The organism is Rhodococcus sp. 27YEA6 (genome assembly GCF_044908235.1).
Classification (GTDB): domain Bacteria; phylum Actinomycetota; class Actinomycetes; order Mycobacteriales; family Mycobacteriaceae; genus Rhodococcus_F; species Rhodococcus_F qingshengii.
The window spans coordinates 104,920-120,125 of sequence record NZ_JBIYCY010000012.1; the positions used below are offsets into that span (position 1 = coordinate 104,920).

14 protein-coding genes are annotated in these 15,206 nt (G+C 61.7%); 9 read left to right on the plus strand and 5 right to left on the minus strand.

What is annotated here, in order from left to right; all coding sequences use genetic code 11:
* Positions 1–71: 71 nt before the first annotated feature.
* Positions 72–1,406: a DUF4185 domain-containing protein gene (locus ABH939_RS24910; protein WP_007733338.1), complete on the minus strand. Its 1,335-nt coding sequence runs from the start codon at positions 1,404–1,406 to the stop codon at positions 72–74.
* Between the two features lie 268 nt (positions 1,407–1,674).
* Between ABH939_RS24910 and gdhA the strand changes: the two genes are divergently transcribed.
* From gdhA to ABH939_RS24930, 4 genes are all read left to right on the plus strand, one after another.
* Positions 1,675–3,018 carry an NADP-specific glutamate dehydrogenase gene (gdhA, locus tag ABH939_RS24915; protein ID WP_003945368.1) on the plus strand — a complete coding sequence of 448 codons (1,344 nt, stop codon included), beginning with the start codon at positions 1,675–1,677 and terminating at the stop codon, positions 3,016–3,018.
* Positions 3,019–3,503: 485 nt separating this feature from the next.
* Positions 3,504–4,763, plus strand: a complete 1,260-nt coding sequence (locus ABH939_RS24920) for a CdaR family transcriptional regulator (RefSeq protein WP_003945374.1) — start codon at positions 3,504–3,506, stop codon at positions 4,761–4,763.
* 363 nt (positions 4,764–5,126) lie between these two features.
* Positions 5,127–5,270: a hypothetical protein gene (locus ABH939_RS24925; RefSeq protein WP_003945326.1), complete on the plus strand. Its 144-nt coding sequence runs from the start codon at positions 5,127–5,129 to the stop codon at positions 5,268–5,270.
* A 243-nt stretch (positions 5,271–5,513) separates the two neighbouring features.
* Positions 5,514–5,681 carry a hypothetical protein gene (locus tag ABH939_RS24930; protein ID WP_003945367.1) on the plus strand — a complete coding sequence of 56 codons (168 nt, stop codon included), beginning with the start codon at positions 5,514–5,516 and terminating at the stop codon, positions 5,679–5,681.
* A 154-nt stretch (positions 5,682–5,835) separates the two neighbouring features.
* Here ABH939_RS24930 and ABH939_RS24935 read toward each other — a convergent pair whose 3' ends face one another.
* The 3 genes from ABH939_RS24935 to ABH939_RS24945 are packed head-to-tail and all read right to left on the minus strand — an operon-like array spanning position 5,836 to position 8,436.
* A complete protein-coding gene (locus tag ABH939_RS24935) occupies positions 5,836–6,081 on the minus strand; it encodes a hypothetical protein (protein ID WP_003945295.1) in 246 nt (81 codons plus the stop codon).
* 13 nt (positions 6,082–6,094) lie between these two features.
* Positions 6,095–7,267: an acyl-CoA desaturase gene (locus ABH939_RS24940; RefSeq protein ID WP_058227155.1), complete on the minus strand. Its 1,173-nt coding sequence runs from the start codon at positions 7,265–7,267 to the stop codon at positions 6,095–6,097.
* 35 nt (positions 7,268–7,302) lie between these two features.
* The gene (locus ABH939_RS24945; protein WP_050656813.1) at positions 7,303–8,436 is read right to left on the minus strand and encodes a ferredoxin reductase; all 1,134 of its coding nucleotides are present in this window, start codon (positions 8,434–8,436) and stop codon (positions 7,303–7,305) included.
* Positions 8,437–8,604: 168 nt separating this feature from the next.
* On the opposite strand from ABH939_RS24945, the gene ABH939_RS24950 reads away from it, so the two are divergent.
* The 3 genes from ABH939_RS24950 (at position 8,605) to ABH939_RS24960 (ending at position 11,072) form a co-directional block, all read left to right on the plus strand.
* On the plus strand, positions 8,605–9,300 hold the full coding sequence (locus ABH939_RS24950) for a TetR family transcriptional regulator (RefSeq protein ID WP_003945327.1): 696 nt from the start codon (positions 8,605–8,607) through the stop codon (positions 9,298–9,300).
* 35 nt (positions 9,301–9,335) lie between these two features.
* On the plus strand, positions 9,336–10,175 hold the full coding sequence (locus tag ABH939_RS24955; RefSeq protein WP_404650298.1) for an alpha/beta fold hydrolase: 840 nt from the start codon (positions 9,336–9,338) through the stop codon (positions 10,173–10,175).
* 75 nt (positions 10,176–10,250) lie between these two features.
* Positions 10,251–11,072, plus strand: coding sequence for an acyl-CoA thioesterase (locus tag ABH939_RS24960; protein ID WP_404650300.1), 822 nt, complete (start codon positions 10,251–10,253; stop codon positions 11,070–11,072).
* On the opposite strand, the gene ABH939_RS24965 is transcribed toward ABH939_RS24960, so the two are convergent.
* Complete coding sequence (locus ABH939_RS24965; protein ID WP_007733331.1) at positions 11,062–12,423, minus strand: MFS transporter; 1,362 nt, start codon at positions 12,421–12,423, stop codon at positions 11,062–11,064. The genes ABH939_RS24960 and ABH939_RS24965 overlap by 11 nt on opposite strands.
* A 128-nt stretch (positions 12,424–12,551) precedes the next feature.
* On the opposite strand from ABH939_RS24965, the gene ABH939_RS24970 reads away from it, so the two are divergent.
* On the plus strand, positions 12,552–13,166 hold the full coding sequence (locus tag ABH939_RS24970; protein ID WP_047888983.1) for a PadR family transcriptional regulator: 615 nt from the start codon (positions 12,552–12,554) through the stop codon (positions 13,164–13,166).
* A complete protein-coding gene (locus ABH939_RS24975) occupies positions 13,163–15,193 on the plus strand; it encodes an FAD-dependent oxidoreductase (RefSeq protein WP_404650302.1) in 2,031 nt (676 codons plus the stop codon). Before ABH939_RS24970 ends, ABH939_RS24975 begins: the two co-directional genes overlap by 4 nt.
* Positions 15,194–15,206: the final 13 nt, after the last annotated feature.

Here is a 15,206-nt window from a genome sequence, read left to right on the forward strand (position 1 = left end):
TATCACTACCCACAGAACTATGGCCTGCAACTCGATCGAGTTGCAGGCCATAGTTGTCGAATCTTGCTCGGCTAGCGGTCTTCCGGCATCGTGACTTCGAGTACGCGAGCCTCACCGGTGGTCGCGGGGTCAGGACGATCGCGCGAATCCGACGACGCCATCTGGAGTCCGTTCAAATCGGTCCGCATGTAGATGACGTTGTAACGGTCCCACGTGGTGGCGACGAATTCGAGGAACTGTCCGCTCGCCCACGGGTGCATGAATCCGCCGTACAACGCGGGCAACGTGATTCCACTCAACAGGGTCTGCGTACCACTCCACGGGCCTTGCGGTTGGTCGGCCTGACGGATCACCAGGTTGCCCTCGGCACTGGTGTACATGGCAACGTACTTGTTCAGGTAGTCGTTCCACTGCACTGCGAGTTCACTGACCGGTGCCTTGATGACCTGAACGGCATCGGTATCTCGCGGACTCCAACCGGAGCCGTCCCAGTATTCGTAGGCGCCGAGATTTCTGATGTCGGCGCCGGCCACTCGCGCCAGGATCGCCTTACCGAAACGACCTGAGGGAGTTCCGTATTCGTAAATGTAGCCGTCCCGACCGTCGAGGAAGGCGCTCTGCTGGAAGTTGGAATTGATCGGCGATACTGCCGGAATCCCCGGAATGCCAAGTCCTTCGGTATTGGCGCGAACTGTCGCCGGATCGAGTTCCCAGTTCTCACCGTTGTCCGTGGAGAAGGCCAGAGCCGAGTAGTTGGTGGTCCAGGCTCCAGGTTCGTCCCACGACCGAACGGACATGAATCTGATGTACTGCACACCACCGTAAGAGATTCCAGCGGTCGGGATGGTGGTGAACTCACCCGGAATGCCGAATCCCGGAATGATCTCCTTGGAATGATTGGGGCCGTCCAAAGGAGAACTGTCGATCTTCATCCCGTCGGCAATGGCGGTGTCGTTGCTGCGGAACAATACGTTGCTGCGCCAGTCGTCACCCGGGGTGTCGCAGTCACCCACCGTGTCGCCGAATGCCATCAGCACGTCGTGATCCGGCCCCGAAAGACCGTTGTCCCACATGATTCCGAGGTCGGTACCCGACACGTTGAACCGCTCGATGGTGTTGTTGGGACTGCCTGGGCCAGTGACCATTTCGATCGCCTTGGTCCGGCCGGTCAGCACCGGCAGCGCACCGTTGGGGGCGCCGGTGATCCAAGGCAGCGCGTTGGCGAGGGAGCCGGTACCGGCGGATCCACTGCCGAGCGATCCGGTCAGCGAGCCGAGCGAACCCGTCATCGATCCGGCGGAACCACTTCCTCCCGAACCGCACGGTCCACCGATCGCCGACGCAGACGGTGCTGCGGCAATCGTCGCGGCAATCGTGACGACGCCTATCGACAACATCGCCGACATGGAGTGTTTATTACGCACGTGCAGCCCCTCTGATCATTTCGACTCGTTCGGACCACAGGCACAGTGATCCCCGACCGCAGAAGCAAACCATTTGGACTGTGTTAAGAGAGTGAAAGCTGAGCAAATTGTTATAAATCGCCCGTTCAACTGACACAAGTGACAGCTGTGTCCGATTTCACCTTCACAGGACAGTTGTCCGATACAGCAATAAAGGCGCCTAGTATGTAACGGAAATGTAAAAGAGTTCTCACAACGAGGTAGGTGAGCGGTGTCCGTACGTGACCGCGTAGCGCAGATTTACGATCAGGTTTTGGTTCGCAATGCAGGAGAGCCCGAGTTCCATCAGGCCGCCGCAGAGGTCTTCGAGTCTCTTCACGTAGTGCTCGAACGCCACCCCCGCTACGCCGACGCCGGACTCATCGAGCGGCTCTGCGAGCCGGAACGCCAGATCATCTTCCGCGTGCCGTGGACCGACGACCAGGGCAACGTTCACGTCAACCGTGGCTTCCGCGTGCAGTACAACAGTGCACTCGGCCCCTACAAGGGCGGCCTGCGCTTCCACCCCAGCGTCAACCTGGGCATCGTGAAGTTCCTCGGCTTCGAGCAGATCTTCAAGAACTCACTGACCGGCCTGCCCATCGGCGGCGGCAAGGGTGGCTCGGACTTCGATCCCAAGGGCCGCTCCGACGCAGAGGTCATGCGCTTCTGTCAGTCCTTCATGACCGAACTGCAGCGTCACATCGGTGAATACACCGACGTTCCGGCCGGCGACATCGGCGTCGGCGGTCGCGAGATCGGCTACCTGTTCGGTCAGTACAAGCGGCTGACCAACACGTACGAGTCGGGCGTCCTCACCGGCAAGGGCATCACCTGGGGCGGATCGCAGGTTCGCACCGAGGCCACCGGCTACGGCGTCGCGTACTTCGTCGCCGAAATGCTCAAGGCAAAGGGTGAAGGCCTCGAAGGCAAGAACGTCGTGATCTCCGGATCCGGCAATGTCGCCATCTACGCAATCCAGAAGATCCACCAGCTCGGCGGCGTCGCGATCGCCTGCTCGGATTCCTCGGGATACATCGTGGACAAGAAGGGCATCGATCTCGACCTCCTCAAGGAGATCAAGGAAGTTCGCCGCGGCCGCATCAGCGAGTACGCCGACGCAGTTCCGCATGCCGAGTTCATCGCCGACGGTTCCATCTGGGACGTGCCGTGCGACGTCGCACTCCCCTGCGCGACTCAGAACGAGCTCGACGAAGATGCCGCAAAGACCTTGATCGCCAACGGCGTTCAGGCCGTTGCCGAAGGCGCGAACATGCCCACCACCCCCGGTGGCATCCAGCTCTTCCGTGACGCGAACGTAGCCTTCGCACCCGGCAAGGCGGCCAACGCCGGTGGCGTTGCAACCTCCGCTCTCGAAATGCAGCAGAATGCTTCGCGTGATTCCTGGAGCTTCGAGTACACCGACGAGCGTCTCGCCGGAATCATGCGCGGCATCCACAAGCGCACCATCAACACCGCTGCCGAGTACGGAAAGCCCGGCGACTACGTGCACGGCGCGAACATTGCCGGCTTCGTGAAGGTAGCCGACGCCATGATTTCACTGGGCGTCATCTAGAGATTTCCGCACCACAGACAGCAGTACAAAAAGGGGTGATTTCACCCTGAACCGGTTCCCGTACATCGGACTGGTCGAATCAATACCTAGGCCTCGAGGGCCCTGGGTCCGCGAGGACCCAGGGCCCTCGAGCTTGCTCCGAGCAAATCGCCCGCGACGAGAACCGTAGGCGCGGCAATGATCCCAGACGGAACTCGTGGTATCCTCCGAAACCGTTTTCCGCTCTGACGTCGAAAAACACCGTAAGTGGACGATTGTTTAGGTCCGCAGCACGTGGGGCATATGGACTTATCTTCACATTTGTCCATTTCACAGTTGGACGATCGTTCATGTGGTAGAAATCACAACGCCTGGCGCAATTCGAACCGCAAATTTCAGCGGCGAGTATGCCCCCGAACAAGGCCTCAGCGTGTACCCCGCTTCGTAACGCGCCGAGCCTCCGGGTGCCTGTGCCAGGCGACGCACCTGTCTAGAGGAGGCCACCCATGTCCCCAGCGCTGCTGAACAACCCGGGACCGCTCATGTTGGGAGGCAAGCCCGCCTCCACAGCGGTCAACGACGTCATCCCACTGGCAAGCGATCTCGTAGATCACCTGTCCCGTGCCAACCCGACGTTGACTTCCCTCCAAACGGAGGCCGTACGTCGGGAACTGATTGCGGTGATCGTGCAGGGGCTCCAAGTGGGGATCCAGCTATTGGATCACCGCAAACTTCCCACCGACCAAGAGTTGGACGGCATTCACACGATGACCGTCCAACAAGCATTGAAAGGCGTGCCACTCAGCGCGATCCTCAACTTGACCAACGAGGGCATCAGCACTTTTCGCACCCTCATCCTCAGCCGGGCCGACGCCGAGGACTCCGCCAATCTCGGGGATCTCAACGAGTTCTTGTTCGCACTCGCGCAGCGGCTTCACTCGTTCATCTCGATCAGCTATCTTTCGGCTCTTCCAGCCGGTTCCCAACTCGGGGAATACTCGGCCGGCGCTCTCGTGAAAGCCATGCTGGACGGCGACGATCCCACCCAGCTTGCGTTGCAGATGGGCGTCGAACTCGCACCCCGCTATCTCGTCCTGCGGCTCCTGGTGAACCTGCCGCCCATCCGCCCGGGAGCACGCAACGGCAACCACCAGCGCATACAGGCCTACCGTGACCTCTCCGTCGCTCAATCGAAAATCGCGGCCCACTTCGGATCGGCGCTGCTCGAAGCTCCTGCACCGCAACGTGGTCTGGTCCTGATCGAGGGCACACCCGACTGGGGAACAGTGTGCGAGGTCATCCAACGTGCACGCGCAACGGTCGGGGTGGAGATCACAGCAATCGCCGAGAACGCCGCGGTACGAGATATCGCCGCCGCCCAAGCAACCACTCACGAATTGGCGCAACTCGTGCGGCGCCTGAGACTGCCGGCGCGGTCCTACCGAATGGAAGACCTCGCGCTCGAGTATCAACTCACTCGGGGTGGCGCAGGCCGCGACAGCTTGATCAATCTTCTCAAGCCACTCGACGGCAATCCGGAACTGCTGCAGACATTGTCCATACATCTCGCCAACGGCCAGCATCGTCAGCGCACCGCGTCGGCGCTCGGCCTGCACACCAACACCGTCGACAATCGAATCAAGCGCATCGCAACCCTGACCGGATTGGATCCGGCCCTGCCCTCTGAACTGCTCAAACTGCGCGCTGCCATGATCTCGCTGACCTTCGCAAGCACTGATGTGGACAATCGTCCAGCGAAAATGTGAACACTCACATCCTCGCTATTAGCTGTCCACGTGTGGCGCCTGGACCCCACTTTTCCGCTCCGAACCGGGCTATAAAAGTGTGGTGCGAATCACCGCGCAAACCAGTAACAATTAAGGGGAAACACATGATCAACGGCCAGGATAACGCTCTCCTCGGTGCCTTCTTCGACACCATCCTGCAGCTCTTCAACGCGGGCAGCACCGGCACGGGCTCGACGGATGGCGGCGGCGTCTCCTAGGACGAATCTCGGGCCCTGTGCGAGAGAATCTCTCGCACAGGGCCCGCTCCAAGCCGCCTGACACTGTGATGGCGGTGACCACGGTGACCACCACGTCGCCACCGCTGAAACCAGGAGCAAGCACATGATCGCCGCACCAACCACAGGCGCTTTGGCCGTCGTTTTGAACACCGTCCTACAGATGTTCAACGCCGGCAGCAGTTTCCTCTACACCGACAACTCTCCGATTGGCGGCGGCGGCGAAACTCCCACGACGCCTGCTCCCTGATCGACTTACCCGCTCGCATCACACAGTCGCGGCACAGACAGGAACCACCGTGATAAACCAGCACACCCTGGGCAGCCTGGTCATCGACTTCGGCTCACTCTCCCGAGCACTCGGCTTCGGCAACGGCTCCATCGTGTCGCTCGGCAGCACCGGAAGTGGCTGAAACAGCCCGCCTGACCACGTCGACGATCCCGTCGCCGCTCACCTTCTCACCACATCTCGAAACAGAAAGCAGGTCCCCCTGTGCCTACAATTCCGCTCACCGGCGACCCCATCGTCATCAACATCATCGTCCAGCTACTGAGCGCGGGCAGCAGCAATGCACTCGCACTGGGCGGAGTCGGTAGCAGCGGTCTCGGTAGCACCGGGCTCGGCAGCTTCGACTCGGCGAGCCTCGGTAGCGCTGCTTAGGACCTCACTTGTGATCGGCGTTCGATCCGCGTCTTCGGCCGCCGAGGCAGTCCACGAAACCCGCGTTGCCCTCCGTCATCTGTGACGGAGGGCAACGCGGTCGTTCAGGCGAGACGGCTCGCGGTTGCGCGATCAGGCCGTCCGCCGCGGTGAATCAACGCCAGTCTTCAGGTGGATCGCTGTCGTCGTGCTCGATGGTCACGGACTCCGAACGATCGTCAGCCGCAGCCTTTTTCGCTGCTTCACGCATCTCGATTCCGTCGGACACCCAGTCGCCGATCTCGCGCGTCACGTCTCGAACAGCCCCGGCGATGATCATCGCGATGGAGCCCACGTGGTTGGCTGCACTTTCGGTCAGTTCCTGGACCGTGTCCTTGCGGCGTTCGAATTTCCCGACCATCAGTGTGTGCCTCTCAGGCTGCAGTTCGCTGGCGCTCGACGATAACACCGGGAGGGGTCTTCGACTTGACCAAACCGGGCGGAAGAGCGAGCTTGAAGATCTTGCCCCATACCGAACCGATCTGCTTGAAGAACCCACCGGTGTTGTACGGCAAACCGTACTTCCCACACAATTCTTTCACCTGGGGAGCGAGTTCCGGATAACGATGCGCAGGCAGGTCCGGGAACAGATGGTGCTCGATCTGGTGCGAGAGGTTGCCGGACATGATGTGGAAGAGCGGGCTTCCCTCGATGTTGGCGCTGCCGAGCATCTGACGCACGTACCACTGCCCGCGAGTCTCGTCGGCCGTCTCGTCCTCGGTGAAACTCTGGACACCGGTGGGGAAATGGCCACAGAAGATGATCGAGTACGTCCACACGTTCCGGACCAGGTTGGCGGTGACATTCCCCGCGAGAGTGGTCACGAACAGCGGCCCCGTGAGAACCGGGAAGATGACGTAGTCCTTGAGGACCTGCTTGCCCGCCTTGTTCCACCAGCCCTTCAGGAGCGGCTTGACGTCGTGCCACTTGCGTTTGCCCTGGATGACGTTCTCGATCTCGAGATCGTGCATCATCACGCCCCACTCGAAGAGCACCATCAAGGCGAAGGCCCAGACCGGATTACCGAGGTAATAGGGGTTCCACTTCTGCGCGTCGTCGATACGCAGGATGCCGTATCCGATGTCGCGGTCTTTGCCGAGAATATTGGTGTACGTGTGATGCATGTAGTTGTGCGAGTGACGCCACTGGTCGGCCGGGCACACCGTATCCCATTCGAAGACTTCGGAATTGAGCCCTGGTTCACGCATCCAGTCGTACTGACCGTGCATGACGTTGTGGCCGATCTCCATGTTGTCGAGGATCTTGGACACGCTCAATGCACCGACTGCCGCGAGCCACACCGGAGGCAGGAAGCCGAGGTACATCAAGCCGCGACCTGCGACCTCGAACCCGCGCTGAGCCTTGATGATCTTGTAGATGTACTCCCGATCCTCCGCCCCGAGCGAGGCGACGGTGCGATCGCGCAAGGCGTCCAACTCGCGGCCGATCTCCTCGACCTGCTCGTACGTCAGGACGACGGGAGCGTCGTCCTTCGCATCGGAACCGTTGCCGAGGAACGGGAGGGTGGGAAGTGAAAGTCCAAACATGTCGGTCTCCAGACAGTCGTGTGGAAAATGGGACTTCAGATGTCGACGGTGACGTCGCCGACGGGAGCACTGACGCACAGCTGGATCTTCTTGTCCGGCTCGTCGTCTGTCTCACCGGTGCGCACGTTTCGGGTACGGCCCGCCTTCTTGACGGAGGTGCAGGAGAAGCAGATTCCCATCCGGCATCCGTACTCGGGATTGAGGCCCGCAGCTTCTGCTTGTTCGAGAAGTGTTTCGCCGGAGTTCTCGGCCGCCACCCCACTTTTGGTGAATGACACCTCGCCGCCGGCCTCCCCCGGCTCGGCCACCGCCGGCGCGAACTCCTCGGTGTTGAGCAAGTGCTCGACGTCGACCTCACGGAACACCTCACGCACTCCCCGCATCAGTCCGGGAGGTCCGCAGAGATAAGCCTGGGCGTCGATCGTGTCCGGATCGGCGATCCACGGAGCCACCGCGTCGAGGTGCCCGCGATCGAAGAAACCTTCGAGGTCACCTCCACCGCTTTCGGTGTACACGAGTACCAGTTTCACGTTCGGGTTCTGCTCGGCGATGGTCTTCAGCGCGCGCGTGTACGCCACGTCGGCATCGGTGTTCGCGTAATGCACGAACACGATCTCGCCCGAGTGCTGCTCCTCCACCAGCGTCCGAAGCATCGACATGACCGGGGTGATTCCACTGCCGCCACTGATCAACAACACCCGACGCGGGCGGTCGACGGGAAGGGAGAACACCCCGTCTGCCTGCGAGAGGCTGACAACGAGCCCGGGCGCTGCGTTGGCGTACAGATACTGCGACACCAGGCCACCCGGATGCGCTTTGACGGTGAGCTCGATCAGCCCGCTGCGCGTAGACGCGCCCCCGGCCGGCGAGTAGCAGCGAGTGTGACGAACACCGTCGATCACCACGCCCAACTGCACGAACTGGCCCGCCTGAAAACCGCGCCACTGGCGAGTCGGGCGCAGCGTGAGAGTGACGGAGTCAGCCGTCGGATGGTCGACGGCGACAACCTGCGCGCGAATGTCACGAACGGTCGCCATCGGGTTGACCAACTCGAGGTATCGGTCGATCTGATGTGGAGCAGCCATGGCTTCGATCAGTCCCACCAAGGACAGTCCGCGTCGAGGTGTGGACTTCGGTGTCGTGTTCTCAGGAGCAGATGCGATTGTCATGACCCTCCTCGTACTTCGATTGCCGGGTATTTCGATTGCTGGGCTAGCTTCCCCCGACTGCGTGAATTCAGTGTACAAATGTTCACCGAAGATAGTGTGACAGGTGCACACAAGTACATGTCAACAAGAATGTGATCCGAGTTACACGAGTTGCCGAAAGGAGCCGGAATGCCTGTACCTACACTCGACGTCGTGACGAAGGCCGGACCGGTGAACCCCGAGCGCAGGGAACCCGACAACAGGGAGCCGGAAAGTCGTGCCGCCAAGAAGGAACGCACACGCCAAGCGCTCCTGGACACTGCCATGGACCTCTCGGCCGATCGGGGCTTCGCCGGAATCAGCTTGCGAGAGGTAGCCAGGGAAGCCGGGATCGTTCCGACGGCGTTCTACCGCCACTTCGCTTCACTGGAGGACGTCGGTGTCGTCCTCGTCGAAGAGAGCATGCGCATGTTGCGCCAGATGCTGCGCGACGCAAGGCGTAATCCCAGCACCAAGGACGCCGCTACGTCACTGGGCATCCTTGTGCGACAAGTGCATACACACGAGCGACAGTTTCGGTTCCTCTGCCGCGAACGCTACAGCGGCGTCAGTGAGGTACGACGTGCGATAGCCACTGAAATGCGGTTGTTCGTCAGCGAACTGACCATCGACCTCTCCAGAATTGCCGGACTGGAAAGCTGGTCGTCGGACGATCTGGAAATGGCTGCCGACCTGATCGTCTCGACGATGTTCAGCGCTGTCGTCGAACTGCTGGACGCCGGGACGGCCGGGTATCGCGACGAAGCCGCCGTCATCACACGAGCCGAGAAGCAACTGCGAGTCATCATGCTCGGAATGGCCACCTGGAATCCACCTCGAAACTGACCTCGGGTTCACCTTTTCGACGTACGGTGAGAGTCATGTCTTCCACGAGTACATACGAAATCCCCGTTGGCGACCTCACCTTCGACGTACTGATCTCGGGCCCGGACGACGGCATTCCTCTGGTAGCGCTGCATGGCTTCCCGGAGAGCGCCGCATCCTGGGGCAGGCTCACACCACTGCTCACCGCAGCGGGCTACCGCGTTATCGCACCGAATCAGCGCGGTTACTCCGCCGGCGCACGCCCCGAAGGGGTGGATGCCTACAAGATCGAGCACCTGGTAGCCGACGTCGTCGGATTGCTCGACGCACTCGGCCTGTCCGACGCGCATCTGGTCGGCCACGACTGGGGTTCGGCGGTCGCCTGGCAGGTCGCCGGTCGCCATCCGAACCGGATCCGCAGTCTGACCGCGATCTCGGTCCCCCACCCCACCGCCTTCGGCTGGGCACTCCGCGAGGACGAGGACCAAAAACAACGCTCGTCGTACATCGGACTTCTCCGACAGGAGGGCAAAGCCGAGGAAGTGTTGTCGGAGGACAACTTTCGCCGGCTGCGCGCCATGTTCGACGGCCAGATCGATCCTGAATTCGCCGACGAGCACATTCGTGTCCTGAGCGGGGAGGGCGCGCTGACCGGCGCCTTGAACTGGTACCGCGCGATGACCCGCGACTTCGGCGACATCGATCGCACCACCGTGCCGACCACGTATGTCTGGAGCACCGGCGACACAGCGCTCGGCCGCGCAGGCGCAGAACGCTGTGGTGAATTCGTGGACGCTCCCTACGAGTTCGTCGTGCTCGACGGCGGAAGTCACTGGATTCCGGAAGAGCGAGCCGAAGAGTTGGCCGAGGCGATCCTCGCACGTGCAGGATCCTGATCGCCGCGACGAATTCGGCTCTATGTATGTTGTCATACATAGAGCCGAATTGATTCCATCACCAGGAGTTCTGCGATGACCGAGACCGTTGCACCACCCCATCCTTTCGACGCTGCTGTCGGATTGACGCCACTCACCGCCGGTTTGTCGACCGGCGAGACCAATCCGGCGTACAACAACATGGTCGGGCCGTTCGGCGGCGTCACCGCTGCCACGATGCTCGAATCCGTACTGAAGCACCCCGAACGCCTCGGCGATCCGCTGTCGTTGACCGTCAACTTTGCCGGTCCGATCACCGAGGGCGCCTTCGAGATCTCCGCCCGGCCGGTGCGCACCAACCGCTCGACGCAACACTGGTCCATCGAACTTTCTCAGGACGGAACCGTCGCCACTACCGCGACGGCAGTGTTCGGTACCAGGCGTGAAACCTGGTCGTCTACCGAGATCACGATGCCGGAAGTTCCGTCGGCCGAAGACGTTACGCTGCTGCCGTTCCCCGAGTTCATCGCCTGGGCACAGAACTACGAGATGCGCTTTGTCGAGGGTGCGATCCCCGACCTGGAGTCGGGCGAGCATCCCGACTCGACAACGACGCTCTGGGTGCGCGATCAACCGGCACGCGCTCTCGACTTCACGTCGCTGGCCGCACTGTGCGATGTCTTCTTCCCACGAGTCTTCTTGCGCCGAGGCAAGATGGCTCCGGCTGGGACGGTCTCGATGACCATCTACTTCCACGCCGACGCTCAGACGCTGACCGAACAGGCAGACAATTCCGTGCTGGGAACCGCGCGGACCCAACGGTTCGGCAACGGGTACTTCGATCAGTCGGCCGAAATTTGGGGCAGTGACGGCGCATTGCTCGCTACGACACACCAGTTGGTCTACTTCAAGGATTGACGGGCAGCGCACTGTCCCCTTCCGGCGCCTTCACCATCGACAATGCGGCAAGGCCGACGCCGAGAACCACCAGCAGTCCGATGATGCCGGCACGGTCTGCACCGAAGAGCCATGCAAACAGGCCGAACAGTGTCGGTGCCAAAAACGACACTGCTCGGCCTGTGGTCGCATACAGGCCGAACATCTGACCTTCACGCCCAGGCGGGGTGATGCGCGCCAGGAAGGTTCGTGCCGAAGACTGAGCGGGCCCGACGAAGAGGCAGAGCGCGAGACCGAAGATCCAGAACATCACCGGCCCGGACACCGCGATCAGGATCGCGCCGACCACGATCATCGACGCCAGCGAGACGGTGATGACCTGTTTCGGTCCGATCCGATCGTCGAAACGTCCGGCCACCAATGCACCGATTGCGGAAATCACGTTGGCCGCAACACCGAACAACAGCACGTCGGCCGCACTGATTCCGTAGACGTTGACAGCCAGCACGGCTCCGAAGGTGAACACGCCCGCGAGACCGTCACGAAAGAGCGCGCTCGCGATCAGGTACCAGATCGTGCGCCTGTCGACGTTCCAGAGTTCGCGCAGATCGCGCCACAACACCCGATAGGAGTCGAGGAACCCGGCCTTGGACGCTCCCGGATCGACCGCGGGGCTGGGCAACTCGGGAACCTTGAAGAACACCGGAATCGCGAAGACCGCGAACCACACTGCAGCCAGCAGTGCCACCATCCGGATGTTCATGCCGCCGTCGGTGGTCAATCCGAGGAATCCCCGAGTGTCGCCGTCGCCGACGATGAACCCGAAGTAGCACAGCAACAGCAGCACGATTCCGCCGAAATATCCCATGGCCCAGCCGAAGCCGGAGACTCTACCCAGATTCTCCGGTGTCGACACCTGCCGCATCATGGCGTTGTAGGGAACGCCGGCAAGCTCGAAGATCACCGAACCGATTGCGAGCAGAACCAATCCGAGCCACAGATAGCGGTAGTTGTCCTCGACGAAGTAGAGGCCCGCCATCGAGAGCACGGTGATGCCGGTCAGTATCGCGAGCGAGAGTTTACGTTTACCCGACGCATCGAAACGTTGTCCGGTGATCGGAGCGAGAATCGCAATGAAGAAGCCGGCGATTCCGAGTGCCCAGCTGAGCCACGTAGTTGCCGAAATCGTGCCGGGAAGGTCGTCACCGACCGCGTCGGTGAGATAGACCGAGAAGACGAACGTGAGGATCACTGCGTTGAATGCGGCCGATCCCCAATCCCACAGCCCCCATGCGAACACTTGACTCTTCGTGGCCGCACCGCCGATGCCTGCGGGTGGCTCGGCCTGCGTGCTCGTGGACTCGGCGCTCATACGGCGAAGCCTAACTGCGCGCGGGCGACTCGGCGCCTCTCTCCGAAGTCGACATACAAGACGTTCTATGCACCCGAGTTAGTACGCACTTAGTTGCATACGCACCTGAGTGCATAGATACTTTTTCCATGGCACTCGAACATGCGTTGCTCGTCTCCCTTTCCGAACAGGATGCGTCGGGATACGACCTCACACGCCGGTTCGACAAGTCGATCGGCTTCTTCCACAGCGCGACGCACCAGCAGATCTACCGAGTCCTCAAGCGAATGGACGAGGCAGGCTGGGTGGAGGTGGAGGCCATCGCGCAGGACGGCCGACCGGACAAGAAAATGTACCGCGTCAGCGATGCCGGCCGCGCCGAACTGACCCGATGGATCGCAGAGCCGTCCGAACCGAACCACCTGCGCAACGAGTTGGCCATCAAGATCAGGGCCGCTGCGCACGCCGATCTCCCCGCTCTACGACGCGAAGTCGCTCGCCACCGCGACGGCCACGCCGCCCGCCTCGACGTCTACCGACTCATCGAAAAGCGTGACTTCCCCAATCCAGCAGCGCTTTCCGGCTCTTCACTGCACCAGTACCTCGTACTTCGCGGCGGCATCCGCGTCGAAGAAGGATTCACCGACTGGTGCCAGGAAGTTCTGGACGCATTGCCCACTGGCGAGTACGCCATCGAAGACACCGGCGAGTACGCCACCGAAGACACTGGCGAGTACGCCACGGAAGGACATCTTCAGTCATGACGGATACACAGTTCCCCCGCCTGCTCGAACCGCTCGACCTCGGATTCACGACGCTGAAGAACCGCGTCGTCATGGGATCGATCCACACCGGCCTCGAAGATCGCGCGAAGGACACCGACCGCTTGGCCGAGTACTTCGCCGAACGTGCCCGTGGCGGAGTCGGCTTGATCATCACCGGCGGCTACGCGCCCAACCGCACCGGTTGGCTCTTACCCTTCGGTGCCAAGCTGACCAACCGCATCGAAGCGCGCCGTCACCGCCGGATCACCAAGGCGGTTCACGACGCGGGTGGAAAGATCGCCATGCAGATCCTGCACGCCGGCCGCTACAGCTACCAGCCGTTCAGTGTCTCCGCGTCGTCGATCAAGGCGCCCATCAATCCGTTCCGTCCGCGCAAGCTGACCGGCCGTGGGGTGCGTTGGCAGATCCGGAACTACGTTCGCTGCGCGCGTCTGGCCAAGTCCGCGGGTTACGACGGCGTCGAAATCATGGGCGGTGAGGGCTACTTCATCAACCAGTTCCTCTGCGAGCGCACGAACAAGCGCACCGACCAGTGGGGCGGCAGTTCCGAGAACCGTCGACGCATGGCAGTCGAAATCGTGCGACGCACACGCAAGGCCGTCGGCCCGAACTTCATCATCGTGTTCCGGTTGTCGATGGCAGACCTGGTCGAGGGCGGTCAGACCTGGGATGAAATCGTCTCGTTGGCAAAGGAAGTCGAAGCTGCCGGCGCCACGATCATCAACACCGACATCGGATGGCACGAGTCACGGGTGCCCACCATCGTCACCTCGGTTCCCCGAGCAGCCTTCGTGGACATCACGAGCAAGCTCGAGAAGCACGTCGACATTCCGGTAGCCGCCTCGAATCGGATCAACATGCCCGAGACTGCCGAAGAGATCCTCAACCGCGGTGACGCGCAGTTGATTTCGATGGCCAGGCCGATGCTCGCCGATCCCGACTGGGTGAACAAGGCCGAGCGCGGAGCGTCCGACGAGATCAACACGTGCATCGCCTGCAACCAAGCCTGCCTCGACCACGCCTTCGTTCACAAGCAGGTCTCCTGCCTGCTCAATCCGCGCGCGGGCCGTGAGACCACGCTGATCCTCTCCCCCACTCGGCGGACCAAGAATCTCGCCGTCGTCGGCGCCGGTCCTGCCGGACTTTCCGCAGCACTCAATCTTGCTCAGCGTGGTCATTCGGTCACGTTGTTCGAGGCCTCGGACAAGATCGGCGGACAGTTCGGGATCGCACAGCTCATTCCGGGTAAGGAAGAGTTCGCCGAAACCATTCGCTACTACACCCGCATGCTGGACGTGGGCGGAGTGACAGTCAAGCTCGAAACCCGCGTCGCACCAGCAGATCTCATCGGATCCTTCGACGAAGTGGTGGTTGCCACCGGCGTGACGCCGCGGGTTCCCAAGATCCCCGGCATCGAGAACCCGAAGGTGCTGACCTACGCCGAGGTCGTCCGAGAGGGCAAGCCCGTCGGCAAGTCCGTCGCCGTCATCGGTGCCGGCGGCATCGGCGTCGACGTGAGCGAATTCCTCACGCACCCCACTTCCCCCACTCTTCATCTCAAGGAGTGGAAGCAGGAATGGGGCGTCACCGAACCCGAAATGGCCCCGGGCGCTCTCACCACTCCGGTACCAGAGCTCTCCGAGCGGGAGGTCTACCTCCTCCAACGCAAGCCAGGACGCATCGGCGCCGGCCTCGCGAAGACCACCGGCTGGGTCCACCGGGCGGCCCTCAAGAACAAGGGCGTCCACGAGCTCTCGGGCGTCAACTACGAGCGCATCGACGACGCCGGCCTGCACATCACCTTCGGTGAGAAGCACGAGAAGCCCCGACTTCTCGAGGTCGACACCATCGTCATCTGCGCCGGGCAGGAGTCGGTTCGCGATCTAGTGGACGAACTGACCGTCGCGGGCGTGGTGACCCACATCATCGGCGGCGCGGATGTCGCTGGAGAACTCGACGCCAAGCGTGCCATCGAACAGGGCACACGACTGGCCGCGAAGATCTGACCGGCTACGCTGA